This is a genomic window from Pseudonocardia sp. N23 (assembly GCF_002583555.1).
Taxonomy (GTDB): Bacteria; Actinomycetota; Actinomycetes; order Mycobacteriales; family Pseudonocardiaceae; genus Pseudonocardia.
This window is the reverse complement of record NZ_BEGX01000032.1, coordinates 84886-110670: the sequence shown is the minus strand read 5'-3', so window position 1 is coordinate 110670 and position 25785 is coordinate 84886. Positions and strand designations below refer to the sequence as shown.

30 protein-coding genes and 1 tRNA gene are annotated in these 25785 nt (G+C 72.6%); 14 read left to right on the top strand and 17 right to left on the bottom strand.

The features are described 5' to 3' along the window. Positions 1 to 6 precede the first annotated feature (6 nt). The 3 genes from TOK_RS11390 (at position 7) to arsC (ending at position 1180) form a co-directional block, all read left to right on the top strand. Entirely contained in the window at positions 7 to 516 is a 510-nt protein-coding gene (locus tag TOK_RS11390; RefSeq protein WP_098957797.1) for a carbonic anhydrase, read from the top strand. Between the two features lie 78 nt (positions 517 to 594). After that, positions 595 to 798, top strand: a complete 204-nt coding sequence (locus TOK_RS11385) for a hypothetical protein (RefSeq protein ID WP_141566352.1) — start codon at positions 595 to 597, stop codon at positions 796 to 798. 22 nt (positions 799 to 820) lie between these two features. Continuing rightward, on the top strand, positions 821 to 1180 hold the full coding sequence (gene arsC, locus TOK_RS11380; protein ID WP_098957795.1) for an arsenate reductase (glutaredoxin): 360 nt from the start codon (positions 821 to 823) through the stop codon (positions 1178 to 1180). Positions 1181 to 1199: 19 nt separating this feature from the next. On the opposite strand, the gene TOK_RS11375 is transcribed toward arsC, so the two are convergent. Continuing rightward, positions 1200 to 2237 (bottom strand): GNAT family N-acetyltransferase, encoded by a 1038-nt coding sequence (locus tag TOK_RS11375; RefSeq protein WP_172457526.1) that lies wholly within the window; start codon positions 2235 to 2237, stop codon positions 1200 to 1202. Between the two features lie 69 nt (positions 2238 to 2306). Beyond that, complete coding sequence (locus TOK_RS11370; RefSeq protein ID WP_098957793.1) at positions 2307 to 4160, bottom strand: alpha/beta fold hydrolase; 1854 nt, start codon at positions 4158 to 4160, stop codon at positions 2307 to 2309. Positions 4161 to 4245: 85 nt separating this feature from the next. On the opposite strand from TOK_RS11370, the gene TOK_RS11365 reads away from it, so the two are divergent. Then, complete coding sequence (locus TOK_RS11365) at positions 4246 to 4716, top strand: DUF1707 domain-containing protein (RefSeq protein WP_172457525.1); 471 nt, start codon at positions 4246 to 4248, stop codon at positions 4714 to 4716. A 6-nt stretch (positions 4717 to 4722) separates the two neighbouring features. Here the strand turns inward: TOK_RS11365 and TOK_RS11360 are convergent, their stop codons facing one another. Both TOK_RS11360 and TOK_RS11355 read right to left on the bottom strand, forming a co-directional pair. Continuing rightward, complete coding sequence (locus TOK_RS11360; protein ID WP_098957791.1) at positions 4723 to 5550, bottom strand: alpha/beta fold hydrolase; 828 nt, start codon at positions 5548 to 5550, stop codon at positions 4723 to 4725. Beyond that, complete coding sequence (locus TOK_RS11355; protein WP_098957790.1) at positions 5547 to 6158, bottom strand: TetR/AcrR family transcriptional regulator; 612 nt, start codon at positions 6156 to 6158, stop codon at positions 5547 to 5549. Before TOK_RS11355 ends, TOK_RS11360 begins: the two co-directional genes overlap by 4 nt. 61 nt (positions 6159 to 6219) lie before the next feature. On the opposite strand from TOK_RS11355, the gene TOK_RS32525 reads away from it, so the two are divergent. Beyond that, entirely contained in the window at positions 6220 to 6384 is a 165-nt protein-coding gene (locus tag TOK_RS32525; RefSeq protein ID WP_172457524.1) for a hypothetical protein, read from the top strand. A 99-nt stretch (positions 6385 to 6483) separates the two neighbouring features. Then, complete coding sequence (locus TOK_RS11350) at positions 6484 to 6666, top strand: DUF1508 domain-containing protein (RefSeq protein ID WP_098957828.1); 183 nt, start codon at positions 6484 to 6486, stop codon at positions 6664 to 6666. Positions 6667 to 6678: 12 nt separating this feature from the next. Here the strand turns inward: TOK_RS11350 and TOK_RS11345 are convergent, their stop codons facing one another. Together TOK_RS11345 and TOK_RS11340 are read right to left on the bottom strand one after the other, a co-directional pair. Next, complete coding sequence (locus TOK_RS11345; protein WP_098957789.1) at positions 6679 to 7911, bottom strand: RNA polymerase sigma factor; 1233 nt, start codon at positions 7909 to 7911, stop codon at positions 6679 to 6681. After that, positions 7908 to 8267, bottom strand: a complete 360-nt coding sequence (locus tag TOK_RS11340) for a YciI family protein (RefSeq protein ID WP_253258324.1) — start codon at positions 8265 to 8267, stop codon at positions 7908 to 7910. The genes TOK_RS11345 and TOK_RS11340 overlap by 4 nt, the downstream gene beginning before the upstream one ends. Before the next feature lie 168 nt (positions 8268 to 8435). On the opposite strand from TOK_RS11340, the gene TOK_RS11335 reads away from it, so the two are divergent. The 3 genes from TOK_RS11335 (at position 8436) to TOK_RS11325 (ending at position 11287) form a co-directional block, all read left to right on the top strand. Beyond that, the gene (locus TOK_RS11335; protein ID WP_098957787.1) at positions 8436 to 9074 is read left to right on the top strand and encodes a dihydrofolate reductase family protein; all 639 of its coding nucleotides are present in this window, start codon (positions 8436 to 8438) and stop codon (positions 9072 to 9074) included. A gap of 203 nt (positions 9075 to 9277) precedes the next feature. Then, on the top strand, positions 9278 to 10498 hold the full coding sequence (locus TOK_RS11330) for an MFS transporter (RefSeq protein ID WP_216361937.1): 1221 nt from the start codon (positions 9278 to 9280) through the stop codon (positions 10496 to 10498). Positions 10499 to 10573: 75 nt separating this feature from the next. Further along, positions 10574 to 11287 (top strand): TIGR00266 family protein, encoded by a 714-nt coding sequence (locus TOK_RS11325; RefSeq protein ID WP_098957785.1) that lies wholly within the window; start codon positions 10574 to 10576, stop codon positions 11285 to 11287. Positions 11288 to 11289: 2 nt separating this feature from the next. Here the strand turns inward: TOK_RS11325 and TOK_RS11320 are convergent, their stop codons facing one another. Genes TOK_RS11320 through TOK_RS11305 form a run of 4 tightly spaced genes read right to left on the bottom strand, consistent with a single transcriptional unit; the run spans position 11290 to position 14632 of the window. Then, positions 11290 to 11883, bottom strand: a complete 594-nt coding sequence (locus TOK_RS11320) for a class I SAM-dependent methyltransferase (RefSeq protein WP_253258320.1) — start codon at positions 11881 to 11883, stop codon at positions 11290 to 11292. 58 nt (positions 11884 to 11941) lie between these two features. Beyond that, the gene (locus TOK_RS11315) at positions 11942 to 12946 is read right to left on the bottom strand and encodes a MerR family transcriptional regulator (RefSeq protein WP_098957783.1); all 1005 of its coding nucleotides are present in this window, start codon (positions 12944 to 12946) and stop codon (positions 11942 to 11944) included. A gap of 7 nt (positions 12947 to 12953) precedes the next feature. Next, entirely contained in the window at positions 12954 to 13604 is a 651-nt protein-coding gene (locus TOK_RS11310; RefSeq protein ID WP_098957827.1) for a HEAT repeat domain-containing protein, read from the bottom strand. Positions 13605 to 13651: 47 nt separating this feature from the next. Beyond that, positions 13652 to 14632 (bottom strand): AraC family transcriptional regulator, encoded by a 981-nt coding sequence (locus tag TOK_RS11305; protein ID WP_216361936.1) that lies wholly within the window; start codon positions 14630 to 14632, stop codon positions 13652 to 13654. Between the two features lie 106 nt (positions 14633 to 14738). On the opposite strand from TOK_RS11305, the gene TOK_RS11300 reads away from it, so the two are divergent. Continuing rightward, complete coding sequence (locus TOK_RS11300; RefSeq protein ID WP_098957781.1) at positions 14739 to 14990, top strand: DUF4242 domain-containing protein; 252 nt, start codon at positions 14739 to 14741, stop codon at positions 14988 to 14990. Between the two features lie 104 nt (positions 14991 to 15094). After that, positions 15095 to 15805, top strand: coding sequence for a helix-turn-helix domain-containing protein (locus TOK_RS11295; protein ID WP_098957780.1), 711 nt, complete (start codon positions 15095 to 15097; stop codon positions 15803 to 15805). Here the strand turns inward: TOK_RS11295 and TOK_RS11290 are convergent. The 4 genes from TOK_RS11290 to TOK_RS11275 all read right to left on the bottom strand — a co-directional run bounded on the left by TOK_RS11290 (position 15787) and on the right by TOK_RS11275 (position 18784). Continuing rightward, entirely contained in the window at positions 15787 to 16362 is a 576-nt protein-coding gene (locus tag TOK_RS11290) for a dihydrofolate reductase family protein (RefSeq protein ID WP_098957779.1), read from the bottom strand. The genes TOK_RS11295 and TOK_RS11290 overlap by 19 nt on opposite strands. Positions 16363 to 16594: 232 nt before the next feature. Continuing rightward, positions 16595 to 17275, bottom strand: a complete 681-nt coding sequence (locus TOK_RS11285) for an ABC transporter ATP-binding protein (protein ID WP_098957778.1) — start codon at positions 17273 to 17275, stop codon at positions 16595 to 16597. Between the two features lie 13 nt (positions 17276 to 17288). Next, positions 17289 to 18359 (bottom strand): FtsX-like permease family protein, encoded by a 1071-nt coding sequence (locus tag TOK_RS11280; RefSeq protein WP_098957777.1) that lies wholly within the window; start codon positions 18357 to 18359, stop codon positions 17289 to 17291. Beyond that, complete coding sequence (locus TOK_RS11275) at positions 18359 to 18784, bottom strand: DUF2871 family protein (RefSeq protein ID WP_098957776.1); 426 nt, start codon at positions 18782 to 18784, stop codon at positions 18359 to 18361. Before TOK_RS11275 ends, TOK_RS11280 begins: the two co-directional genes overlap by 1 nt. A gap of 148 nt (positions 18785 to 18932) precedes the next feature. Between TOK_RS11275 and TOK_RS11270 the strand changes: the two genes are divergently transcribed. Together TOK_RS11270 and TOK_RS11265 are read left to right on the top strand one after the other, a co-directional pair. Next, on the top strand, positions 18933 to 20159 hold the full coding sequence (locus TOK_RS11270; protein ID WP_098957775.1) for a sensor histidine kinase: 1227 nt from the start codon (positions 18933 to 18935) through the stop codon (positions 20157 to 20159). Then, positions 20156 to 20788: a response regulator transcription factor gene (locus tag TOK_RS11265; RefSeq protein ID WP_098957774.1), complete on the top strand. Its 633-nt coding sequence runs from the start codon at positions 20156 to 20158 to the stop codon at positions 20786 to 20788. The genes TOK_RS11270 and TOK_RS11265 overlap by 4 nt, the downstream gene beginning before the upstream one ends. 368 nt (positions 20789 to 21156) lie before the next feature. Here TOK_RS11265 and TOK_RS11260 read toward each other — a convergent pair. Beyond that, positions 21157 to 21233 (bottom strand) — tRNA-Pro (locus tag TOK_RS11260). 35 nt (positions 21234 to 21268) lie between these two features. Continuing rightward, positions 21269 to 22207 (bottom strand): metallophosphoesterase, encoded by a 939-nt coding sequence (locus TOK_RS11255; protein ID WP_098957773.1) that lies wholly within the window; start codon positions 22205 to 22207, stop codon positions 21269 to 21271. 24 nt (positions 22208 to 22231) lie between these two features. On the opposite strand from TOK_RS11255, the gene TOK_RS11250 reads away from it, so the two are divergent. After that, a complete protein-coding gene (locus TOK_RS11250; RefSeq protein WP_098957772.1) occupies positions 22232 to 22699 on the top strand; it encodes a GatB/YqeY domain-containing protein in 468 nt (155 codons plus the stop codon). A 112-nt stretch (positions 22700 to 22811) separates the two neighbouring features. Here TOK_RS11250 and topA read toward each other — a convergent pair whose 3' ends face one another. Then, positions 22812 to 25703 carry a type I DNA topoisomerase gene (topA, locus tag TOK_RS11245; protein WP_374754885.1) on the bottom strand — a complete coding sequence of 964 codons (2892 nt, stop codon included), beginning with the start codon at positions 25701 to 25703 and terminating at the stop codon, positions 22812 to 22814. Positions 25704 to 25785: the final 82 nt, after the last annotated feature.

The following is a 25785-nucleotide window of genomic DNA, read 5'->3' as shown; positions in this document are numbered from 1 at the left end:
CCGGACGTGAGCAGCGAAGAACTGATCCGGCGGTACCAGGCGGGCGGCGGCAAGCTCGCCGCAGCCGCCGCGGAGGGCGTGGCGGTGCCGCCCGCACTGAAGACCGTCCTCGTGACATGCATGGACTCGCGAATCGACACCTTCACCCTGTTCGGTCTCGAGCTGGGCGAGGTGCACGTGCTGCGGAACGCCGGCGGCGTGGTCACCGACGACACCGTCCGGTCGCTGGCGATCAGCCAGCGCAAGCTCGGTACCCGCGACGTCCTTCTCGTGCAGCACGGTGGATGTGGCCTCTCGACGTTCACCGACGAGGACTTCTCGGAGGAGTTGGCAGCCGAGACCGGCATGCGTCCGCCGTGGCGGACCCATGCGTTCAAGAACCCCATGACGAGCGTCCGCCGGGACATGGCGCAGCTGCGCCATGATCCGTTCCTGCACCCCGACACCCGAATCCGGGGATTCGTCCTCGACATCGAGACGTTCGTGCTCGAAGAGGTCCATCTCCCGGACGCCTGACGTCGTTCGCGGCGGGCATCCGGTCTCGATCTGAGACGGGCACCACTTTCCGTCGGCAGCGGCTGGTAAGCCGGGCGCATGGAGCGTCACCGGTTGGTGTGTCGGGCGTGCGGGGCGACCGCGCACGTCGATCAGGTCCCGGGCGTCGCCGCCCATCTCGACCCGGCCGACGCCGCCGGCTACCGGGTCGAGACGGCGGTCGTGGTGTTCCGCGGACTGTGCGCCGCGTGCAGCAGGGCGGGGGCAGCCGGACACCGCCTCCCGGAGGCGTCCGCGCACTGACCGGGCGCCTAGGATTCCGGGCGTGAGCACCGAGGACCGGCCCGTCGTCTGGCACAACCCGCGCTGTTCGAAGAGCCGCGGCGCGCTCGCCCTGCTCACCGAGCGCGGCGTGGAGGCCGACGTGGTGCGCTACCTCGATGTCGCGCCGACCCGCGCCGACCTCGAGGAGGTCCTGCGCAAGCTCGGCACCGACGACCCGCGGGCCATCGTGCGCACCGGCGAGGCCCGCTACCGCGAGCTCGGCCTGGCCGGCGCCGACCGCGACGCCCTGCTCGACGCGATGGCCGCGAACCCGGTCCTCGTCGAGCGGCCGATCGTGATCCTCGGCGACCGGGCCGTCGTCGGCAGGCCGCCGGAGAAGGTGCTCGACCTGCTCGGCTGAGACCCGTCCGCCAGGACAGTCAGCCCGCGACCGCCGCCGCCACGAGCGGAGCCGACACGACGAGTGCGTCGCCCTCCAGCCGTGCCGTCGGCCGCAGCCCCGCCCGGCGCAGCAGCCGGGTGAGCCGCATGTCGCCGCTCGCCGTCGACGCCGCGATCGTGTCCGCCCCGTCGGTGAGCGCGAGGTCGACCGCTCGGCGCACCAGCGACGTCCCCAGCCCGCGGCCCTGCCAGCCGTCCTCGACGACGACGGTCAGGGTCACCTCGCCCCCGCAGCGGTCCTGCAGCGTCGCCAGCCCGACGACGCTGCCGCCGTCCGCGCTCGTCGCGACGACCGCGGTGACGCCGTTCTCCCCGGCGAGCACCGCCTGCAACAGGCCCGGTGCCAGCCGCGGCGACGGGTCGCCGAACCGCGCCAGCCGTGTCTCCGGCGAACAGCGCGCGTGCAGGGCGGCGACGAGCAGCGAGTCCTCGGGCGAGGCCGCCCGCAGTACCGCCTCGGTGCCGTCGAGCAGCAGCAGGATGCGGTCGTCGGACGGTGTGTGCACGGGGGTCGCGAGCCCGAGCTGCGACGCCAGCTCCAGCAGCGCCGCGGCCCGTGACAGCTCGGTCGCCGTGAACGGCCAGGCCCGCCCGAGCCGCACCTGCTGCGTACCGACGCGCAACGTGTGGGTGTGCGGGTGCGCCGGCGCGTCGGGCGCGACGAGGCGGGCCCGCAGCATCGTCGCGACCGCGCGCGGTGCGCTCCCCGGGTCGGCGGCGACCATGCGCGCCAACGCGAGCGCCGTCGTCGCCGGGTCGGACAGCTCGGCGGCGTCGGCACGCACCAGCAGCGTGCACGGGATCCCCGCCGATCCGATGGCCTCGACGAGCTCGCCCGCCTCGATCCGGTCGGGAACCTTGACGAGCAGCTCGTCGGTGATCGCGCCGTCGTCGGCCGGTTCACCGACGACGTGCAGTGCGACGATGTCGCATCCCGCGGCACCCACTACCGTCGCCAGCTCCCCGAGCCGGCCCGGCCGGTCCTCCAGCTCCACGTGCACGCGCCACAGCGTCACGTCGTCCACCCCCTCAGGCGACTCCATCGTCCGGGGCGGATGTTTCCGTTGCGCTACACCGGGGTGACGTCACTCCGGCCGGGCGGCGAGTGCCCGGCGGGCGAAGTCGATCTCCGTGGCGACATGGCGGATCGTCTCGTCGACGACGAGCGAGCCGTGCCCGGCGTCGAACCGGCTGACCTCGTAGGGCACGTCGCCGCGGGCGGCGAGGGCGTCGAGGTAGTTGTCGATCTGGCGGATGGGGCAGCGCGGGTCGTTCTCGCCGGCGAGGACGAGCACGGGCGCGCGGACGTCGCCGACGTAGGTGAGTGGGGACGCGACCCGGTAGCGGTCGGGGACCTCGTCGGGGGAGCCGCCGAACAGCGCGCGGTCGAACGCGCGAAGCTGCTCCATCTCGTCCTCGAAGGCGGCTACGTAGTCGGCGACGGGGACGCCCCCGATCGCCGCGGCCCACCGCTGCGGCTGGGTGCCCGCGGCGAGCAGCGCGAGGAACCCGCCCCACGACCAGCCCTCGACGACCGTCAGCGCCGGGTCGGCCGTGCCGGACGAGACCGCCCAGTCGTGGACCGCCGCGACGTCCTCCAGCTCGGTCGGCCCGGGGCGGCCCTCGATCGCGTCCCGCCACGTGGAGCCGTAGCCCGTCGAGCCGCGGTAGTTGACCTCGACGACGCAGAATCCGGCATCGACCCAGGCCGCGCGCATCGCGCTGAACCGGTCCTCGTCGGCGTGGTGCGGGCCGCCGTGCAGGCTGAACACCGTCGGGTGGGGGCCGTCGCCGTCCGGTTCGGCCACGAGGGCGTGGACCTTCCCCCCGGGCCCGTCGACCCACACGTCGCGGACCGGGACCGAGCCGGGCGGGCGTTCGCCGTCGGGGGCGACGAGCACGCGGTCGGTGCCGTCGGGGTGCAGGGCGCGGATCGAGGGTGCCTCGGCGGCCGACGACGCCGTGTACTCGATCGTCCCGTCGGGCCGGACCTCCGCGGACCCGACGGTGCCGGGGGCCGTCGGCAGCTCGGTGAGGGTGCCGTCGGCGAGGTCGTGGCGGAACAGCCGGACGCGCCCGGCGTGGGTGTGCCACACGAGCAGCGCCGACGCGTCGGGGTAGAAGTCGGCGACGACCTCACCGGGCAGGTCGAGGACGATCTCGGTCTCGGTGCCGGCGGCGACGTCCCAGATCAGCAGCTCCTCGCGGCCGCGACGCTCGTGCAGCAGCAGGAGCCGCTGGTCGCCGGCGACGGGGCTGAACACCAGCGGGGTCAGTCCCTTGCCCGGCCCGTCGGACTTCTCGGCCACTGCGGCGCCGTCGGAGGTGCGGTGCACCCGCACGTCGGGGTGGCGGGAGTCGCCGTGCTCGGAGTGGCTGATCGCGAGGAGCGTCTCGTCCTCGGACAGGGCGCCGACGCCGGCGTCCTCGGAGGACTCGTAGAGGACGTGGGCATCGGCCTCAGAGTCGTTGCGGCGCAACCAGATCCGGCTGCCGTTGTCGGTCGAGGTGCCTGCGGCGACGAGGGTGCGGCCGATCTCCAGGCCGGCCGGGTAGCCGTCCTCGACGCCGGCGATGGCGTCGGCCGGCCGGTCACCGGCGGGCAGCCCGGCGAACGGCTCGGTGACCCAGCGGCCGAACTCGTCGCCGTCGGTGTCGTCGAACCACCAGACGCGCTCGCCGTCGGGCGGCAGCGTCGCCGAGTGGGTGCCCGCCGGACGGCTGGTGACCTTGCGGTGCAGGCCGGTGGCCCGGTCCCACGTGTGCACCTCGGTGGTGCCGCCCGCGTTGGAGGTGTAGACGCAGCGGTCCGGCGCGTCCTGCGCCCACTGCGGCCGCGACATCCGGACAGCGGTGAACCGGGCCCGCCAGCGTTGCTCGCGGGCGTCGTCGTCGAAGAGCCGGTCGGGGACGGCGGCGTCGGGGTGCACGACTGCGATCCTGCCGGGTCACCGGCCCGGCTCGTGGCACCGGGTGCGGTCGAGGCCCACCGCGATGTGCGGCGGGCGTGGCACCATGGCCGTCGTGAACGAGCCCGTCCCCGCCGACCGGATCCGGGTGTCCGACGCCGAACGCAAGGCGGTCCAGGACCTCCTGCTGCGCGCCCAGGGCCGTGGTCTGCTCGACATCTCCGAGTACGACGAGCGCGTCCAGGCCGTCTGGGCCGGCAAGACCCGCGGCGACCTCGCGATCGTCACCGCCGACCTGCCCGACGTCCCGGACGCGCCCGAGCCGGCCACGGCACGGCGCTCACAGGCCCGGCGTTCACCGACGGAGCCCCGCGCGATCTTCTCCGACACCGGCGGCGGCACGGCGATGCGCGTCCTGGCGATCGTCTTCGGCAGCGTGCTGGCGGTGAACGTCGTCGTCTGGGGGATCGTCAGCGCCACGAACGTCGAGCTGATCTACCCGTGGTTCGTGTGGACGGTCATCCCACTCGTCGTGCTCGGGGTGCTCTACGTCGCCGGGATCGGGCGCCCGCGCGGCGACCGCTGACCGCTCTCATGCGGGCGTGGGGGCGAACCCGGCGAACGCCGCCGCGACCGCGTCCGGGCGCTCGATCCACAGGAAGTGCGCGCCCCCGTCGACGACGACGCGGTGCACGTTCGGCCCGGTGAAGCGCGGGTCGTCCCACAGCGTCTGGTCGACGATCCGGTCGGCCCCGCCGCTCAGGACGAGCGTCGGAAGCGTGGCGGGGAACCACGCCGCGGCGTAGGAGTGGTCGAAGTGCACGTCCGACCACTCGACGGCGAGCCGGTTGTAGGGCATGCGGGACAACAGGTCCCGCCCCGCGGCGACGCCCTCCGGGGTGAAGTTCCAGGGTGCCGATGCCACTGCGACCTGCGCGAGTGCCGTGTCCGTCGGGTCGGCGCCGTAGCGCTCGGCGGCCGCGGCGACCTCGGGCAGCGGATCGGCCGCGCACATGGCCTCGAACGTCGGCATCCACGAACAGCCGGGCGCCGTGCTGACCAGGACGAGCCCGGCGAGCCGCTCCTCGAGGGCAGGCACCGACAGCAGGTACTCCCCACCCGTCGAGTGCCCGACGGCGACCGGGTGCGGCAGCGCGTCGACGGCCTCCAGCAGCACGTGCGGCCACAGCGCGTAGGGATCGGCCGGCGCGCCGGGCGCGGCGATGTTGGAGCCGTCGCCCGGGAGGTCGACGAGCCAGCTCGTCCCCGGGCGGTCGGCGACCTCGACCAGCTCGGCCAGGCTCTCAGACCCGATCCCCGGACCGCCGGGCAGGAACAGCCAGTTGTGCGGCCCGGGGTTCTGCCGGGCGCGGCGCAGCCGGACGCCGTTGGTGGTCCAGAACTCGTCGGGCCGGGTCATGTGTTCTCCGTGGAGTCGGCGACGATCATGCGGAGGGCCTCGGCGAGGTCGTGTCCCGACGGTGCGCCCGCCGGGTCGACGGCCCACTGCACGAGTGTCCCGATCAGCAGCGACTGGTAGAACGCGCCGAGCACCCGGGTGCGTTCGTCGTCGTCGCCCGCGGCATGGAAGGTCAGCGCCAGGTCCTCGCGGGTGAGGTCCGCGGCCGCGGCCAGCGCCGACCGCACCTGCGGCACCCGCGGCGCCTGCGCGAGCGCCTCGACCGTCGCCGTCGTCATCCGCTCGTCGCGCGCCACCCGTTCGACGACGCGCTCCCACGTGCGCTCGAACCGGTCGAGCGGGTCGCCCGCCGGGAGGGCCGACACGTCGTCGGCGGGCGGGTCGAGGGGCGGGTCGTCGGTCAGGGCCCGGTCCACGGCCTCGGCGCACTCCGCGGTCGACGCGACGAGCGCGGCGGCCAGCAGGGCGTCCTTGGAGCCGAAGTGGTAGCCGATCGAGGCGAGGTTCGTCCCGGACGCGGCGACGACGTCGCGCGCCGAGGTGCGGCCCCAGCCCTTGTCGTGCAGGCACTCCTGCGCACCCGCCAACAGCTCCTCGCGGTGACCCACATGATCAGCCTAACGTCCGTCTCAGACGCCCGTACACATTCGCGACGGGTACGGTCCGGGCGTGTCCGAGCACATCGTCCGGCCCGCTCGGCCCGCCGACGCCCTCCGGCTGATCGAGATCGGCGACGACGAGGTCACCGCCGGCCTCGAAGCCCTGCGCGCAGAGGAGATCCGCCGGGGCCTGGACCGGTGGCCGCGCTGCTGCATGCGCCTCGACCTGCGCTGACCGGCACCGCGAGTCCTGTTGCGACGATCGGAATCGCCGCTATGGTTCCGACCGGACGATCGCCGCACGAGGCTTCTCTCCAAGGACGTGGGGGACGACATGGCAGGCAAGTTCGAGGTCTACAAGGATCGCGCCGGCAAGTTCCGGTTCCGGCTCAAGGCCAGCAACGGCCAGGTCGTGGCCACCGGCGAGGCCTACGAGACGAAGGCCGCGGCCAAGAAGGGCTGCGAGTCGGTCCTCCGCGCTGCCACCGGCGCCCCGATCGAGGAAGTCGAGGCCTGACCCACGACCCGGTCAGCGCTCCAGCCGCGCACTCCGCGACTCCAGGTAGCGCCGCTCGGGCAGGCTCGTGGTGAGCCGGGCCGCCTCCCGGTAGGCGGCCCGCGCCTCGTCGTGCGCGCCCGCCATCTCCAGCAGGTGCGCCCGCACCGCGTGCCACCGGTGGTGGATGGTCATCCGCTCGTCGGACCGGAGCGACTCGACCACGTCGAGACCGGCGTCCGGCCCGTCGGCCATCGCGACGGCGACCGCCTGGTTCAGCGTGACCATCGGGTTCGGCTCCACACGCGACAGCACCCGGTAGAGCGCGACGATCTGGTGCCAGTCCGTGTCCTGGGCCCGGGTGGCCTCGTCGTGCACCGCCGCGATCGCGGCCTGCACCAGATAGGGGCCGGCCGGATGGTGGGCGAGGGTGTCGGTCACCAGGGCGACGCCCTCGTCGACCATCGTGCGGTCCCATCGCGTGCGGTCCTGCTCGGCCAGCGGCACCAGCGCACCCGACGCGTCGGTCCGCGCGGCGCGGCGGGCGTCGGTGAGCAGCATCAACGCCAGCAGCCCCGCCGACTCGCCCTCACCCGGGGTCAGCCGGTGCAGCTCGCGGGCCAGTCGGACCGCCTCGGCCGTCAGGTCGGTGCGCTGCAGCGCATCCCCGCCCGAGGTCGTGTAGCCCTCGCTGAACACCAGGTAGAGCACCTGCATGACAGCAGCCAGCCGGGCCGGACGCTCCTGCGGCGCAGGCATCGTGAACCGTGCGCCGGCCGTCCTGATCCGCTGCTTCCCGCGGCTGATCCGCTGCGCCATCGTCGACTCCGGCACCAGGAACGCCGCCGCGATCTCCGCCGTCGTCAACCCGCCGACGGCACGCAACGTCAGCGCCACCTGCGACGGCGCCGACAATTCCGGGTGACAGCACAGGAACAGCAGCCGCAACGTGTCGTCGCCGTCCGGGCCACGCTCGCCCGGCTCCGGCTCGACCTGCTCGGGCTCGGCCGTCGCGACGGCGGACTCACGGTCGCGGCGCGCGCTCTCGCTGCGCCACTCGTCGGTCAGCCGCCGGGCAGCGACGGTCAGCAGCCACGCGTGCGGCTTCTCCGGGACGCCCTGCGCCGGCCACTGCGTCGCCGCCGCGAGCAACGCCTCCTGCACCGCGTCCTCACACGCGTCGAACTGCCCGTGCCGGCGCACGAGCGTGCCGAGGACCTGCGGCGCGGCCGCGCGCAGCAGGTCCTCGACGACGCGCGACGTCACATCTCCGCCCCGGAGTCCTGCATGACGGCCCGCACCTCCATCACACCGCCGCCGAAGCGGACGTCCGGCCACGACGACGCGATCTCCACGGCCCGCTCGACCGACGCACAGTCGACCTCGACGTACCCCGCGAACTGTTCCTTGCTCTCCGCGAACGGGCCGTCGGTCACCACCGGCCGGCCGTCGACGCCGCGGACCGTGACGGCCGTGGACGGGTCGGCCAGCGCCTGCCCGCCGACCATCTCGCCGGACTCGGTCAGCTCGCCCATGATCCGGTCGACATCGCCGAACAGCTCGGTGCGCTCGGCCTCGGTCAGCTCGTCCAGGAAGCCGGGACGGTTGTGGATCAACAGCATGTACTTCACGACGATCGCTCCTCGCGGTCGGCCGCGCCCCGGCCGGGGCGCGTCACACAGCATGGTCGGAGCTGTTCCCCGTCGCTCGACATCGGCCCCACCCCGGATGTCGAGAAGCTCGGTGCGGCTCCGACCTGATGGTGATCCCGACGAAAAACGGAGGACATCATGACCGGAAAGCTGCGCGTCAGCGTCGCCGTCTCCCTCGACGGCCACATGGCCGGCCCCGACCAGACCCTCGAGGCCCCGCTGGGTACCGGCGGCGAACGCCTCCACCAGTGGATGTTCCCCACCCGCAGCTTCCGCGCGATGGTGGGCGAGGAGGGCGGCACGACCGGTCTCGACGACGAGTACGTCGTCGCCGCCGCGGCGGGCCTCGGCGCCACGATCATGGGCCGCAACATGTTCGGCCCGATCCGCGGCGAGTGGCCCGACGACTCCTGGACCGGCTGGTGGGGCCCGGAGCCGCCCTACCACCACCCTGTCTTCGTGCTGACCCACCACGAGCGGGAGCCCGTCACGATGGAGGGCGGCACGACCTTCCACTTCGTCACCGGCGGCATCGAGGACGCGTTGGAGCAGGCCAGGGCTGCCGCGGGCGACGCCGACATCCGGATCGGTGGCGGGGCCGAGACGGTCCGGCAGTACCTGCGCGCGGGGCTCGTCGACTCGATGCACCTCGCCGTGTCGGGGGTCCTGCTCGGCGCGGGTGAGCGACCGTTCGACGGCGTCTCCCCCGACGGGTACGTCTGCACCGGGGTGGTGGCGTCGGGCACGGTCGCGCACATGAGGTTCGAGCGGGCCTGATCCCTCCGCGCGGACCGGGGCACCGTCGACGACGGTCTCGCGGGTGCCATCGTCGACCAGCTGTTCGCATGGACGCCACCGCGCGGCGCCGTCCACGGGCCGTTCGTGCCCGACGAACTCAGCTACGTCGAACGTCCTTCGCGGTGTCCGCGAGCCTGCCCCCCGACCCCTGAGTTGTCGGTGGGCCGCGCGATGCTCTGCGGATGGCGCGACTGCTGGGGCGGCGGTTCAGCCTGCTGTGGGCGGCGTTCGCCACCAGCGCGGCAGGGACGTGGCTGGCCTTCGACGCCTTCCCGCTGATCGCGATCCTCGTCCTGCACGCGGGGCCCGTCGAGGTGTCCCTGCTGGCCGCGGCCGGACCCGCGGCGGGGGCGCTGCTGGCGACGCTGGCAGGGCCGTTCGTCGCGGCCAGGTGCCCGCGGCCGGTGATGATCGGCGCCGACCTGATGCGCTTCGCCGTCCTGGCGACGGTCCCTCTTGCCCACCTGGCCGGATGGCTCGGGCTGCCGCAGCTGCTCGCCGTCGCCGTGGTCGTCGCGGCTGCCGACATCGCCTTCACCGCCGCGAGCGGCGCGTTCCTGAAGTCGGTCGTCGCGCCGGGCGACCTGCTCGTCGCCAACGGGCGGTTCGAGTCGACGACCTGGGTCGCCACCGCGGTCGGGCCGCCGCTGGGCGGGTTCGCCGTCGGCGTGCTGGGCCCGGTCACGACGGTCGTCGCCAACGCCGTGAGCTTCCTGGCGTCCGCGGCGTGGATCCGGCGGATCGGGCCGGTGGCGGAGACGCCTGTCGCGGTCCCGGCGGTCCGCCGGGGCGATCTCGTCGACGGCTGGCGGGTCCTGCTGCGCCACCCCGTCCTGCGCCCGCTGCTGCTCAACGTCGTCGCCGTCAACTCACTGATCATGGCCACCGCGCCGGTCGCCGCCGTCCTCATGCTCGGCGAGCTCGGGTTCGCGCCATGGCAGTACGCGCTGGCGTTCGGGGCGCCGTGCATCGGCGGGCTCGTCGGTGCCCGGCTGTCGGGGCGGCTGGTCGCGCGGTTCTCCGAGACCACGGTGCTGCGCGTCGGCGGCACGCTGCGGGCGGTGTGGTCGGGTGCGGTGGCGTTCGTCCCGGCCGGGGCGTGGGGGATCGTGCTGGTGATCGCGGTCCAGTTCTGCCTGGTCGCGTGCGCGGGGGTGTTCAGCCCGGTGCTTGCGACGACGCGCCTGCGGCTGCTGCCCGACGACCGGCTGGTCCGCGGCCTCACGGCGTGGTCGGTGTCGACGAAGGCGGCCATCGCCGCGGTCACCGCGCTGTGGGGGCTGCTGGCGGCGGCGACCGGGCCGCGCGTGGCCATCGCCGCCGCGGGCGTGCTCCTGCTGGCGACCCCACTGCTGCTGCCCCGGCGCGTCCCGGCCGCCACCACCGGAGACGGCGGCCACTGAGGACCGAACCGTGGACGCGGCCCGCCCGGCGGCTCTACGGTTCGATCACCGAGACGCCGACGACGGGGGACCGCTGTGCAGACACGCACGATCGGCACGACGATGCCGGTGCTGGAGGTCGTGCTCGGGCCCGGGGAGCACATCACGGCCGAGGGCGGTGAGGTGTCCTGGTACACCCCCGGCCTGCAGCTGGAGACGTCGACACGGTTCGGCTCGGGCGGGCGCGGCGGTTTCATGAGCGGCCTCAAACGAGCGCTCGGCGGCGGCCAGCTGTTCCTCACCGAGTACAGCGCCCCCGGCGGCGGCATGGTCGCCTTCGCCGCCCGCATGCCCGGAGTCTTCCGCGAGCTCACCATCGACCCCGCCGACGAGTTCATGGTCCAGTCCGGCAGCTACGTCGCCAGCACCAGCGACGTCGAGATTTCCGTGGCGCTGCAGAAGCGCCTCGGCGCGGGCATCTTCGGCGGGGCCGGGCTCGTCTTCCAGAAGCTGTCGGGCAACGGCACCGCGTGGGTAGAGCTGTCCGGCGAGATCGTCGAGTACGACCTGGGGCCCGGCGAGTCGATGATCGTCCACCCAGGGCACCTCGCCCTGTACACGTCGGGGATGGACCTGCAGTTCACCACCGTCAAGGGCATCAAGAACAAGTTCTTCGGCGACTCGCTCCTCATGGCCGAGATCCGCGGGCCCGGCCACATGTGGCTGCAGTCGATGACCGCGGCCAAGCTCGCCGCCGCCATCGAGCCGTACCTGCCCGACAAGTCCAGCGGCAGCAACAACGACAGCTGAGGTCAGGCTGCCCCTCCCCGGATCGGCCTGCGGCACAACAGGACGCCCGCCGGCGGCACGTTGCGCCACACTGTGCGGCCGTCGATGACCTCGTCGAAGTGCTCGTCGAGCAGCCGGCGGAACCGGCGCGCCCCGGACAGGCCGGCCGCGTGCCGGTAGGCGAACGTCGTGAACGCGCCGTCGCCGGCCAGGACGTCCCGTACCGCGCCCAGGATGCTGCGCTGGCGCATCTCGTCGAACAGCGACCACGGCAGCCCGCTGACGACGACGTCGACCGGACGGTCGACGATGTCGCGCAGGTCGGCGGCATCGCCGTGTACGACCTCGGTGTCGGGCAACGTCCGGCGCAGGTGCCGGGCGAACGCGGCGTCGATCTCCACCGCGACGTGCCGGCCGTCGCCGGGGAGCCGCCTGCCCACGGCGCGGCTCACCGTCCCCGAGCCGGGTCCGAGCTCCGCGACGAACGGCGAGCCCGTGCGCGGAACGACGGCGGTCAGGGCGTCAGCCAGACGGCGGCCGCTGGGGACGACGGCACCCACGAGCTGGGGCGCCCGCGCGGCCGCGCCGACGAACACGGACAAATCTCGGGAGGTCACCCCACCAGCGTCCCAGGAAATCGGCCGCTGAGGAGAGTCGATCGTCCGACTGGTCCGGTCAGTTCCCGACGCGTAGCCCCAACACGTATCCGGCGGTCACCGCGACACCACGATCCGGGTCGGCCGCGAGCCCGGTCAGCGCCGTCGACGCCACCGGTCCCGGGATGCCCGCGAACGCCTGCGCCAACCGTCGCCGCGCGTCCGCGTCGAGGGTCCCGGCGGCGAGCCGGTCCACGATCTGCGTGGCGATCCCGTCCGCCGCCCCCGGTCGGCCCGCGAGCACGCCCAGCGCGTCGGCAGCCTCGACGTCGTTCACCGCCGCCACCACCATGTCGACGAGCGTCGGCACCGTCTCGACGACCCCGCGGGGCCCCAGCGCCAGCGCCGCGCGCCGGCGAACCTCGACGTCGTCGCTGCTCAGAGCCGTGCGCAGCGCCGCTGCCGCCTCCTCGCCCGGCAGCTCCGCGACGGCCTCGACGGCCCGTCTGCGGACCTCCGCCACCGGCGACGCGAGCGCACCGGCCAGCAGGGCCGACCCGTCTGCACCCGACCGGGCCAGCGCCCACCGCAGCGTCCCGGCGACGGTCGGGTCCGACTCGCTCAGCACCGCCTCCACGAGCGCCTCCACCGGCACCGCGACGTCGTCGGCCGACGACAGCGCCGCCCGCTGCCGGCGTCCCACGCTGTCCGAGCCGAGTCCCTGCAGCAACGCGATGACCTGCAGGACCTCGTCCCAGCCAAGGGGATCGGCCGCGCTGATCCGGCGCAACCGCGTCAACAGCTCCTGCTCGCGGGCGATCCGTTCCCGCGTCCGGTCGACCAGGTCGTCCACCGCCGCGGCTGGGGCGAAAGCCGGGTCGTCGAGCGCGCGCCCGACCTCGCGCAGCGACAACCCCAGCGACCGCAGGATCTCGATGTGCAGGATCCGCCGGATGTCCTCCTCGGAGTACTCCCGGTAACCGGCGCCGGTCCGGCCCGTCGGGGAGGCGAGACCGAGGGAGTCGTAGTGCCGCAACATGCGCGCACTCACCCCCGACCGACGGGCCACGTCACCGATCAGCACTGTCGTGTCACCCCTCCGGGCTGTGTCCGCCGAGCGCCACCACCCGCTTCGCCGCCTCGACGGCGAGCTCGAACCCCGCCTCCGGGTCGCGCAGGAGCCGTTGTGTGGCAACGGCATGGTGCCGGACCAGCGGGTCCGGCGCCTCCAGCGAGTCCTGCAACGCCGGCAACATCACCTCACCGAGTCCGATCAACGCCCGGCTCAGGCTCAGCTGCACCTCACGGCTGCCGCGCCCGAGCTGCGTCACCAGCACCTCGGCGAGCGCCAGCCGCTCGCCCTCGGGAGCAAGCCCGACCGCTGTCCGCCAGGCCGCGCGCGCCACCTCGTCGTCGGGGTCGGTCAGCAGCTCCCGGGTGATGGCGGGCCACGTCCGCGGGTCCTGGATCTTCGACAACGTGTGCAGCGCCTGGCTACGGGCCTGCGCCCGCCCCGAGCGCAGCTGTGCGACGACCAGCGGGACCGTCGACGCCGGGGACTGGCGGATCAGCGCCCACGTCAGCATCTCGCGCACCGAGAAGTCGGGCTCCACCGCGCACCGCGCCACCAGGGTGTCGACGTAGCCCGGGTCCGGCGACGTGCCCGCCGCCAGCGCCGCCCGCAGCCGTACCGACGCGTCGCCGTGCACCAGGGCCCGGACCAGCGTCTCCTGTGGGGTCATCGGGACCACCTCCTCGACCCACCCCAGACCTTGACACCATGTCAAGGTCAAGCGTGGTGCGCGGACCGCCACACCCCCGGAGCTGTGCCGTGGTGACGCTTGAACGCCCGGCTGAACGCCTCCTCGGCGTCGTAGCCGACACGGCGCGCCACCGCGACGACGGGCAGGTCCGTCGTCGAGAGCAGGTCACGGGCCAGATGCATCCGCCATTCCGTGAGGTAGCGGATCGGTGAGCGGCCCAGGACGTCGCGGAAGCGGGCGTCGAGCAGCGACCGCGACACCGCCGTCGCACGGGCCAGCTCCTCGACCGTCCACTTCCGCTCGGGCTCGCCGTGCAGCAGCGCCATCGCCGGCGCGACCACGGGGTCCCGCAGCGCCGCCACCCAGCCCCGTTCGGTCGCGGGTGCCGTCGCCAGGTGCAGCCGTAGCACCTCGACGAGCAGCATCTCCGGCAGCCGCGTCGTCGACAGGGCAGTGGCGTCGACGAGGCCGTCGCCCGTCTGTGCCAACGCGTACGTGATGTTGGCCCGCACCCAGTCGGCCGCGGGACCGGCGGGCGGACGGACGACGAACACCGGCGGGAAGACCCGCATCGCGGGGTCGAACAGCGGGTCGCTGCTGTGCAGGTATCCGCAGACCACGCCGGTGAGAGTGCCGTCGGCACCATGGCGCAGCACCGGCATCTGCGCCCACGGCGGCGGCACGAGGAACGACAGCAGCGGCACGACCTCGGCGTCGTCGACGCCCCCCATCCGGTGCTGGTCGCCGTAGGGCAGCACGATCACGTCGCCGTCGGCAGCCCAGTGCCGCTCCCCGTCGCCGACCGCCACCCAGCAGCGTCCCGACGCGACGACGTGGAACAGCACGACCCGCGTCTCGCCCGGCCGCAGCAGGTTCGCCGTCGCCGGACCGGGGAGCGACTCGTACGCCCACGGCTCCCGGTACTCCGCACGCAGGAACACCGCACCCTGCAGCCGCAACCGTTCCAACGCCGCGTTCAGCGCCGCCGACGGACCCCTGGTGGGCACCGGGTCAGGTTCGCCGGTGTCCCGGTCATTCTCGACGTCCGTCCGCGCCATGAGACTCGATCCCATCAGCAGATGAGGCCCTCGGGCCGGGAGAAGGGAATCGACAATGCCTCTGTTCATGGACGTGCACAACATGGACGGCACGATCAACCTGGACGACGTCGCGAAGGCGCACGAGGCCGACCTCCGCGTCCAGGCCGCGCACGGGGTCGACTACCGCCAGTACTGGGTCGACGCGGCCAACGGAAAGATCTTCTGCCTCGTCGACGCCCCCAGCGCGGAGGAGGCCGCAGCCGTCCACCGCGAGGCGCACGGACTCGTCGCCGACGAGATCCACCCGGTCGCCGAAGGGATCTGACGGCGGTCGTCCGTCGACGCCGGCGCGCCGGCTCACCGACGGCGCCTCCTCGACCGCCGCCTCACCGAGATCGCCGGGGCCTGAGCCGACGTATCGTGCCTCCCGTGGGCCTCCGGTTCGAGACGCGTCGGTCCGACTCGACGTGGGTCGACTCCGTCTGGACGTGCACGAGCGACCGGGTCACCGCGATGACCTCGGTCGCGGCGGTCCGCTGGGGCCTGGTGTTCTGGGAGCAGGCCGGCCGCACCCACGCGGGCGTCACCGGCCCCGAGACCCGGACCGGGACCGCGCCCGTGCCGGAGGGCGCCACCTTCACGGGTATCGACTTCGCCGTGGGCACCTCGTTGCGGGTCGTGCCCACGGCGGCGCTGGTCGACGGCGGCATCGAGCTGCCCGACACCACCCGACGGACGTTCCGGCTCGACGGCGCGAGCTGGGAGACACCCGGCCCCGACGACGTCGAGGCCCTGGTCGGCAGGCTCGTCCGGGCCGGGACGGTCGTCCGTGACCCACTCGTCGCCGACGTGCTGCGGGGCCACCACCCGGACGTCTCGGGGCGCACCGTCGAACGCCGGTTCCGCGCCGCCACCGGGCTGACCCGCGGCGCCGTCCGCCAGATCGAGCGGGCTCGCAGGGCGGCGGAGCTGCTGGCCGCCGGGGACCCGGCCACCGACGTCGTCGCCGCGCTCGACTACTTCGACGAGCCGCACCTCGCCCGGGCGCTGCGCTGCTACGTCGGCCGCACCGTCCGGCAGCTGCGGGAGGGTGCCGGGGGCCCGCTCGCCCTCGACCTGGATCAGCGCGTGACGTCGTAGACGAGCTTCAGGATCCCGTTGGAGTAGCTCTCCGACTCCCGCAGGGTCAGCATCTGCTTGTCCCGGTCGGCCCTGTCGAACAGGCTCTTCCCGGCACCGAGCAGCACGGGGAAGACGAGCAGGTTGTACCGGTCGACCAGGCCCGCGTCCGACAGCCGCCGGGCGAGCTCCGCGCTGCCGTGGACGAAGATCGCGCCGCCGTCGCCCTCCCTGAGCGCGGCCACGTCCTCGGTCGAGCGGAGGATCGTCGTCGGCCCCCACCCGTCGACGAGGGCGTCGTCGGTCAGGGTCGCCGACACCACGTACTTGGGCAGCTCCTTGTAGCCGGCGTGGTCGGGCGAACCGGGCCACACCGACGCGAACGCCTCATAGCTGCGGCGGCCGAACATCAGCGCCGTCGTGTCGGCGAGCTCCTCGCCCTTGAGCGACCAGGCCTCCGGGACGAACTCGAGATCCTTGAACACCCACCCGCCGCTGCGGTGACCCTCCTGCGGTCCGCCGGGAGAGTCCACAACGCCGTCGAGCGACATGAAGCCGGTGTAGACCAGGTCACGCATCGTGCTGTCTCCTCGTGCTCGGGCGGACTGTCCGATGCACGCTAGATCGCGGAGGCGGCGGCCGTCTTGGACGGAAACGACAAGAGAACCGCGCCTGCCTCACAACGACAACGACCAGGTCCACGAGCACTTTCGATGCTCTGGCCTGGCCGTGTCGCCGGCCGCCGTGTGTCCGCTGCATGAGAGCAGGCGGCCCGAGCGGCAACGGCGAGCGGATGAGCATCGAGAGGACTCACCTCGCCGACGACTGTGCGGGACGCCCGTCACGGACAACGAGTTCCTGGTCGACGCCGGCGAGATGCGTGCGGTCGTGAGTGACGAGGACGGTCGCGGTGGCGTCTCGGTGGGTGAGGGTGGTGATGAGCTCGATCACCGCAGCGCCACGCTCGGAGTCCAGCGCGCTGGTGGGCTCGTCGACGAGCAGGACCGCGGGTCGGTTCATCAGCGCGCGGGCGATGTTGGCGCGTTGACGTTGCCCGCCGGAGAGCTGGTGCGGCCGGCGGTCGGCGACATCGCGCAGGCCGACGGCGTCGAGCAGCTCGCGGGCCCGGTCGAGTGCGGCTGCGGGGGAGCGGCCGCTGATGTGGTTCATCAGCTGCAGTTGCTCGAGTGTGGTGAGCGACGCGATGAGGTTGGGCTGTTGGAACACGATCCCGATCCGGCTGCGACGCAGATCGGTCAGCTCGGCCTTGGCCAGGCCAGAGGTGGAGACGCCGTCGACGACGACGGTGCCGCTGTCCGGGGTGATCAGGGTCGCCGCGACGGCGAGCAGGCTGGACTTGCCTGCGCCCGACGGGCCGGTCACCGCGGTGATCGTCCCAGCCGCGACGTGCAGATCGACGTGATCAAGCGCGGTCAGCCGGCTGTCACCGTCGGGGTAGGTGAGAGTGACGTCGGTCAGGTGCAGACTCATCGGATGCTCCGGTTCAGCGGGCGGACAGGGCGGTGAGCGGATCCACCGCGGTGATCCGACGGATGGACAGCGCCGCCCCGAGGACGCCGAGAACGATCGTGACGGAGCCGGGCAGCAGGACCGTCGCCGCGTCGAGGACGAAGGGGACGGTGTCCGTGGCCAGTGTGCCCAGGCCCGCTGCGACGCCGATGCCGATCGCGGTGCCGCCGACAAGGAGGACCGTCGCCTGGCCGAGTGCGTCGCGCAGCAGGTACCCGGTGGACGCCCCGAGCGCCTTCAGCACGGCGATGTCACCGCTGCGTTGGATGGTCCACACGGTGAAGAAGGCGCCGATGACCAGTGCGGAGATGGCGAACAGGAAACCGCGCATGAGCTGCAGCGACCCGTTCTCCGAGGTATAGGAGCCGATCGCGGACAACGCGTCGGCCCGGGACAGGGTGGTCGTGCCCAGGCGCGTGTCGGCGGCGGCGAGGTCGGCGCCGTGCTCGGTGGTCACCGCGAGCACGGTCGAGTGCGGACTCGAACCCGGGCTGAGCCGCTGCCAGTCGTCGAGGTTCGTCCACATCACCGGGACGTGGCTGTAGGAGGCGTCACCGCTGATGGCGACAACATCGAGGCTCAGGCCCGCGACGCTGACCGTCGAGCCGATCCCGGCGCCGAGGTCGTCGGCAGCCTTGTCCGAGAGCGTGACCGTCCCCGGAGCAACTCCCGACCCGTCTGGGCCGAGCCGCGACGCCTGCTCGATCCCCACTGCGGTCACGACAGCGGTGGCGGTGCTCGCTTCGGCGCGGGTGGTCGAGAGGCCCAGCGGCTCCACGGCGGTGACGCCCGGTGTCTGTGCCCACGCGCGCCTGGTCTGAACGTCGATCGTGGACGAGGTGAACGAGGGAGCCGCGGAACCCGGGGGGGTGGAGAACACGAGATGGTCGGCCGGCAGTTGGGAGATCGCCGACGTGCTGTCACGGGCCAGGCCCGCGGTGAGACCGGAGAGCAACCCGACCAGCATGGTGATCAGGACGACCACCGCACCCATCAGGGCGAACCGGCCGCGGGCGAAACGCAGGTCCCTCCATGCGACGAACATCAGGCGGACCGCACAACCGTGTCGCGCGCGGTCACACACCGGTGCAGCACGGCGAAGAACAGCATCAGGGCGACGGTGAGGAGGATGTGTCCCAGCCCGGCGATCCCGGCGATCGCGGCGCCGGCCTCCTGCCCCAGCACCGTCAGCGTCCCGCGGAGAGTCAGCATGGCCACCGTCAGGGTGAGGCCCGCGCTGTAGATCCAGAAGAACCAGCCGAACAGGCGGCTGCGGGACAGGCCGAAGGCCTGCTCCAGCAGGAGCGCCAGCAGGAAGAACAGCGTGCCGAGGGTCAGTAGGTGGGTGTGCACGACAGAGAGCTGCGTGGAGCCGGTGAACTCGTGGGCCTTGGTGAGCTCGCGGTAATAGAGGCCTGCGGCCAGGCCCAGGACCGTCGAGACGAGTGCCGCGTAGGAGAGCTTGGTCATCGGATTCCTTCCTTCGGCTCTCAGTCTCATCGGGGTGGGCACCCACGCCATCGCACGGCGGAACGGCCGGCCGGTATCGAAGGAGGCGGCCGCGGCTCCACCTTTCGATCGATGACGGCGCCCTGGCCGGAGCTACCCTGGGACAGCCATGAACCCCCCCGTGCTGGACCGCCCGCTCCGACTCGTGCGCGGGTGCCTGCACGCCCTGGTCATCGGGCTGCTCACGCTTGTCGTCGTGCGCAGCGTCGTGGCCGGTACGACCGACCGGCCCGTGGTGGTCGCACTCGCGGTGCTCGTCGGCCTGGTCTACCTGGGCGGGCAGCTCGTGCCGTCGGTGGGCCGGTCGACGGCGTCGTCCGCGTGGTGGCTGGCCGTGCTGACCGTCGCCTGGCTGCTGTTGCTGGTGTCGACGCCGGACGGGGTCTGGCTCGCCTTCCCGCTGTTCTTCCTGCAGCTGCACCTGCTCCCGGTCAGGTGGGGTCTGGCGGCGGTCGGCGTCATCCTGGTCATGGCGGTCGGCGGCTTCGCCTTCCATCAGGGGACGCTCGGTCCGGCAGCCGTGATCGGGCCGACGATCGGCGCGGCGGTCGCGGTGGCGACTGCGCTGGGCTACCAGGCGTTGTACCGGCAGAGCACACAGCGGGCATTGTTGATCGAAGAGCTCACCGAGACCCGTAACGAGCTCGCCGCTGCCGAGCGGGCCGCGGGCGTCTCGACCGAGCGCGAACGGCTCGCCCGGGAGATCCACGACACCCTCGCCCAAGGTCTGTCGAGCATCCAGCTGCTCCTGCGTGCCGCCGAGCGTGCTCTGCCGGGGAACCCGGAGATGGCGGCCGTCCACGTCGAACAGGCGCGGATCGCGGCGCGGGAGAACCTCGCCGAAGCCCGCCGCTTCGTACACGCTCTCGCACCGCCCGGGCTCGAAGGCGACTCCTTGTCCGCCGCCCTCGCCCGGCTCTGCGAGACCACGACCGTCCGGTCCGGCCTCGTCGTGCACTTTCACCTCAGCGGTGCGGGGTTCCGGCTCCCGGTCCCGTACGAGGTCGCGATCCTGCGAATAGCGCAGGCGGCACTCGCCAACACCGTCCAGCACGCTCGGGCGACCCGGGCGGAGGTCACATTGACCTACATGGACTCCGGAGTCGCGCTCGACGTGGTCGACGATGGAGTCGGGTTCGACCCGACACAGCGCCCGGTCCCTGGCCGAACCGACGGCGGGTTCGGGCTCGCCGCCATGCGTGGGCGGGCTCGTGCGCTCGACGGCACGCTCACCGTCGAGTCAGCACCCGGGGAGGGCACCGCGGTCGCCGTGGGCTTCCCGCTCCGCGCTGCCGACTCGGCTCCGGAAGCAGCTCAGGAATCCGTTCCGCTGTGACGACGCAGATCCGCTTGCTGCTCGCCGATGACCATCCGATCGTGCGACGCGGCCTTCGTGCGGTCCTGGAGACCGAGCCCGACTTCACCATCGTCGCGGAGGCGGCCACCGCCGAACAGGCCGTGTCCGCCGCCGCGGCGGGCGATGTCGACGTCGTCCTGATGGACCTGCAGTTCGGCGACGGAATGTCCGGTGACCAGGCCACCGCGGCGATCCTCGCTCAGCCGGGGGCCCCTCGGGTCCTGGTCCTCACCACCTACGACAGCGACGCCGACATCATCGCGGCGGTGGAGGCCGGAGCCACCGGGTACCTGCTCAAGGACGCACCACCCGACGAGCTCGGTGCCGCCGTCCGCGCAGCGGCGGCGGGCCGGTCCGCCCTCGCCCCCACCGTGGCTGCACGTCTGATGAACCGGATGCGCAGCCCATCCGTCGCGTTGAGCCGCCGTGAGATCGAGGTCCTCGATCTCGTGGGGCAGGGTCTGTCCAACCATGACATCAGCAAGCGGCTCTACCTCAGCCAGGCCACGGTCAAGTCCCATCTCGTCCACATCTACGCCAAGCTCGGCGTCGACTCCCGTACCGCTGCCGTCGCCCTCGCCACCGAGCACGGCATTCTCCGCCGGTAGCCGGACTCCAGGAACATCGGTGTAGCTCCGATCAGCACGCCACGACGCCAAGCTCGGTATGAGCGCTACGCCAAAGGAAGACGAACGGAGCAAGATCAACGCGACCACCCTGGGCATCTTGATCCACCGGGTCGCGTTCCGCGCGTCCCGGCAGCGGTCACGCGCGTGGTCCTCGCGAGAACTCTTGAGTGCTTCGCTCGAGCGGTAGGTGTTCGCGAAGCGGAACTCTTCGTCTCGACGCCCTCCTCGGCGCGCGCGGCTGAAGCTCGGGGGAGAGCATCGTATTCACGATCGTCTCCCAGAAGACCCGGGAAACGAGTTCAGGGCCGGTCCTCCGTCTGGAGTAACCGGCCCTGAACTGGGATTTCTGGTCGGGGTGACAGGATTTGAACCTGCGACCTCTTCGTCCCGAACGAAGCGCGCTACCAAGCTGCGCCACACCCCGATTGCCCGCCAACTCGCTGCGAGCCGCTGTGAACTCTACCTGACGTCCACAGCCGCCGACGCGGGGGTTCCCTGTTGCGCCGCACGGACCGCGGGACGTGCCACGAGCGTCAGCAACGACGCCTCCGGGGGGCACGCGAACCGCACCGGGGCCCACGGCGACGTGCCCAGACCCGCCGAGACGTGCAGCCAGGTGTGCGAGCCCCAGCGGGACGCACCACGGGCACGGGACCGGTCGATCCCGCAGTTGGTGACGATCGCACCCACGCCCGGCATGCGCAGCTGCCCGCCGTGCGTGTGCCCGGCGAGGACGAGGTCGGTGCCGTCGGAGGCGAAGCCGTCGAGCACCCGGGGTTCGGGCGAGTGCGTGAGACCCAGGCGCAGGTCGACGTCGTCGACCCGGCCGGCGACCCGCGGGTAGCGGTCCAGCCCCAGGTGCGGGTCGTCGACGCCCGCGACGCTGATCCGCACCCCGTCGACCGTCAGCGGCACCCGGGTGTGGGTGGCGTCGGCCCAGCCGCGCTCGATCAGCGCCGCGCGCAGGTCGCGCCAGGGCAGCGGGTCGCCGTGGATGCGCTTCTCGTTGCGGCCCAGGTAGCGGGCCGGGTTCTTGGGCGTCGGGCCGAAGTAGTCGTTGCTGCCGAAGACGAAGGCGCCCGGCCGCTCCAGCAGCGGGCCCAGCGCGGCCACCACGTTCGGCACGGCCTTCTCGTGGCCCAGGTTGTCGCCCGTGTCGATGACGAGGTCGGGCTCCAGCGACGCCAGCTCCGCGACCCAGCGCTGCTTGGACGTCTGGCCCGGGGTCATGTGCAGGTCGGAGACGTGCAGGATGCGGATCGGCCGGCTGCCCGGCGCCAGTACCGGCAGGGTGGCCTCCCGCAGCGTCCAGCGGCGCCGCTCCACGCCCGCCGCGTACGCCAGCGTGGCGGCCCCGGTCGTCGTCGCCCCGAGTGCGATTCGCGCCCAGCTCTTCACACGATGCAGGGTACGTTCACGCGCGTGAGCGAACTCAAGCAGCGCCTCCGTGACGACCTGACGGCCGCCATGAAGGCTCGCGACGAGCTGGTCAAGCGCACCCTTCGGATGACGCTGACGGCGATCGGCACGGCCGAGGTCGCCGGCACCACCGCTCGTGAGCTGAGCGACGACGAGGTGCTCAAGGTCATCGCCAAGGAGGCGAAGAAGCGCGCCGAGTCGGCCGAGGCGTTCGCCGGTGCGGGGCGCACGGAGCTCGCGGCGCAGGAGATCGCCGAGGGCGAGGTCCTCGCCGGCTACCTGCCCACGCAGCTCACCGACGACGAGCTGGCCGCCATCGCGCGCACCGCCGTCGACGAGACCACCGCCGAGCTCGGCGAGGCCCCGGGCCAGCGGCAGATGGGTCAGGTCATGAAGAAGGCCAACGCCGCCGCAGCGGGCCGCGCCGACGGCGGCCGGGTGGCCGCAGCTGTCAAGGCCCTGCTCGCCTGAACCGCTCGGCGGCAGGGACGCGCGGGTTCCGCAGGAACGGCGCCATCCGGCAGCCCAGCTGCAGGAAAGTGCCGCTCCTGCAGAACGGCGTCGTCCTGCAGGGCGGAGTCCCTCAGGACTCCGCGGTGGTCCGGCGGCGTGCCGGGGCCTTCTTGGCCGCCGCCGTCGTCTTCGCCGCGGCCGCCTTGGTGGTCGTCGTCTTGGAGGCGGCGGCCGTCTTGCGGCGGACCGGGGCCTTCTTCACCGGGGCCTTCGCCCGGCGCTCGGCCAGCAGCTCCGACGCGCGCTCGTCGGTGATCTCCTCGACGCTGTCGCCCTTGCGCAGCGACGCGTTCGACTCACCGTCGGTGACGTACGGGCCGAAACGGCCGTCCTTGATCACCATCGGCTTGCCGGTCGCCGAGTCGTTCCCCAGCTCACGCAGCGGCGGCGTGGCCGCAGCGGTCCGCCGGCCACGCTGCTTGGGCTGCTTGTAGATCTCCAGCGCCTCCTCGAGGGTGACGGTGAACATCTGCTCCTCGTCGGTGAGCGACCGCGAGTCCGTCCCCTTCTTCAGGTACGGCCCGTAGCGACCGTTCTGCGCGGTGATCTCTTCGCCGCTCTCCGGGTCGGCCCCGACCAGCCGTGGCAGCGACAGCAGCCGCAGCGCGTCCTCGAGGGTCACCGACTCGACGCTCATCGTCTTCAGCAACGAACCCGTGCGCGGCTTCGGCTTGGCCGGTGCCTTCTTCCGGGGCGTCGTGCCCGCGGCGGGCGCCTCCGGCTCGGGCAGGATCTCCGTCACGTAGGGACCGAAACGGCCCTCCTTGGCGACGATCTCGTGCCCCGTCACCGGGTCGGTGCCCAGAGAGCGGCCCTCCTGCGGCACCGAGAACAGCTGCTCGGCGATCTCGGCGGTCAGCTCGTCGGGGGGCAGCTCCTCGGGGAGGTTCGCCCGCTGCGACGCGTCGTCGACCATCCGCTCCAGGTACGGCCCGTAGCGGCCGACGCGCACGACGACGTCGCGGCCCTCGGAGTCGGCGAACATCGGGATCGAGTTGACCTCGCGGGCGTCGATCTCCTCGAGGTTCACCCCGACGAGCTTCTTCAGTCCGCCCGCGCGGGCCACCGAGCCCTCGCTGCCCTGCGCCGCACCGAAGTAGAAGCCTGTCAGCCAGGCGGTGCGCGAGTCGTTGCCCGACGCGATCGCGTCGAGCTCGTCCTCCATCGCGGCGGTGAAGTCGTAGTCGACGAGGCGGCCGAAGTGGTGCTCCAGCAGTCCGATCACCGAGAACGCCACCCACGACGGGACGAGGGCGGAGCCCTTCTTCCAGACGTAGCCGCGGTCCTGGATCGTCTTGATGATCGACGCGTACGTCGACGGGCGGCCGATGCCCAGCTCCTCGAGCTGCTTCACCAGGCTCGGCTCGGTGAAGCGGGCCGGCGGGTTCGTCGAGTGGCCGTCCGGCTTCAGCTCGGTCGCGGTGACGCCCGCGCCCTCGGTGAGGTTCGGCAGCCGCGACTCGGCGTCGTCGGCCTGGCCGTCGCTGCCGTCCTCGAGGGTCTCGACGTAGGCCTTCAGGAAGCCGGGGAAGGTGATCGTGCGGCCCGAGGCGGCGAACGTCGCCTCCTCGCCCGTCGCGGCGGTGCCGATGATCCGGACGCTCATCGTCGTGCCCCGCGCGTCGGCCATCTGCGAGGCCACGGTGCGCTGCCAGATCAGCTCGTAGAGGCGGAAGTCGTCGCCGTCGACCTCCCGGGCGATCGCACCGGGAGTGCGGAACGTCTCACCGGACGGCCTGATCGCCTCGTGAGCTTCCTGGGCGTTCTTGACCTTGCGGGTGTACTGCCGCGGCTGCGGCGAGACGTACGCGTCGCCGTAGAGCTCACGGGCCTGGGCCCGGGCGGCATCGATCGCCGACGCCGACAGCGTCGTCGAGTCGGTACGCATGTAGGTGATGTAGCCGTTCTCGTACAGCCGCTGCGCGGTGCGCATCGTGCGCTCGGCGGAGAACCGAAGCTTGCGGCCCGCCTCCTGCTGCAGCGTCGAGGTCATGAACGGCGGGTACGGCTTGCGCGTGTAGGGCTTCGACTCGACCGACGAGACCGTCAGGTCGGCACCCTGCAGCGACTCGGCGAGCCGGCGGGCGCTCGCCTCGTCGAGCGGGCGCGCGTCGGACTTCAGCCTGCCGTCGGCCCCGAAGTCGCGGCCCGTCGCCACCCGGTTGCCGTCGACGGCCACCAGGCGCGCACCGAACGAGCGCGGGGTCGCATCGGCGCCGGCGTCGAGCGTCGCCGCGATGTCCCAGTACGAGGCGGAGACGAACGCCATCCGCTCCCGCTCGCGCTGCACGATCAGCCGCGTCGCGACCGACTGCACCCGGCCCGCCGACAGCTTCGGCATGACCTTCTTCCACAGCACGGGGGAGACCTCGTAGCCGTAGAGCCGGTCGAGGATGCGGCGTGTCTCCTGTGCGTCGACCAGGTCCTGGTCCAGGTCCCGCAGGTTCTCGGCCGCCGCGAGGATGGCCGCCTCGGTAATCTCGTGGAAGACCATCCGGCGGACGGGGACCGTCGGCTTCAGGGTGTCGAGCAGGTGCCAGGCGATGGCCTCGCCCTCGCGGTCGGGGTCCGTCGCGAGCAGTAGCTCGTCGACCGACTTGAGCGCCTCGCGCAGCTCGGAGACCTTGCTCTTCTTCTCCGGCGTCACGATGTAGAGCGGTGCGAACTCGTGGTCGACGTCCACGCCGAGGCGGGCCCATGACTCGCCCTTGTACTTGGCGGGCACGTCGGCGGCGCCGCGCGGCAGGTCGCGGATGTGCCCGACGGACGACTCGACGACATAGTTCTTGCCCAGATAGGGCGCGATCTTCTTGGCCTTGGTCGGCGACTCGACGATCACGAGCCGCCGGGTCGGACGACCCGTCGTCGTCGCCGCAGGGGTGCCGGTGCGCCGGCTGCCGCCCGCGGCGGGGGCGGAGTCGTCGTCGGCCCCTGCCTTCGAACGCGTCGTTCGGGTTGCCACTTGGTCCTACTCCATCGTCGCCGGACCCGACGCCGATCGCGTCGCGTCCGTCGGCCGTCGATCCGGCCGCTCGGTCGCCCTG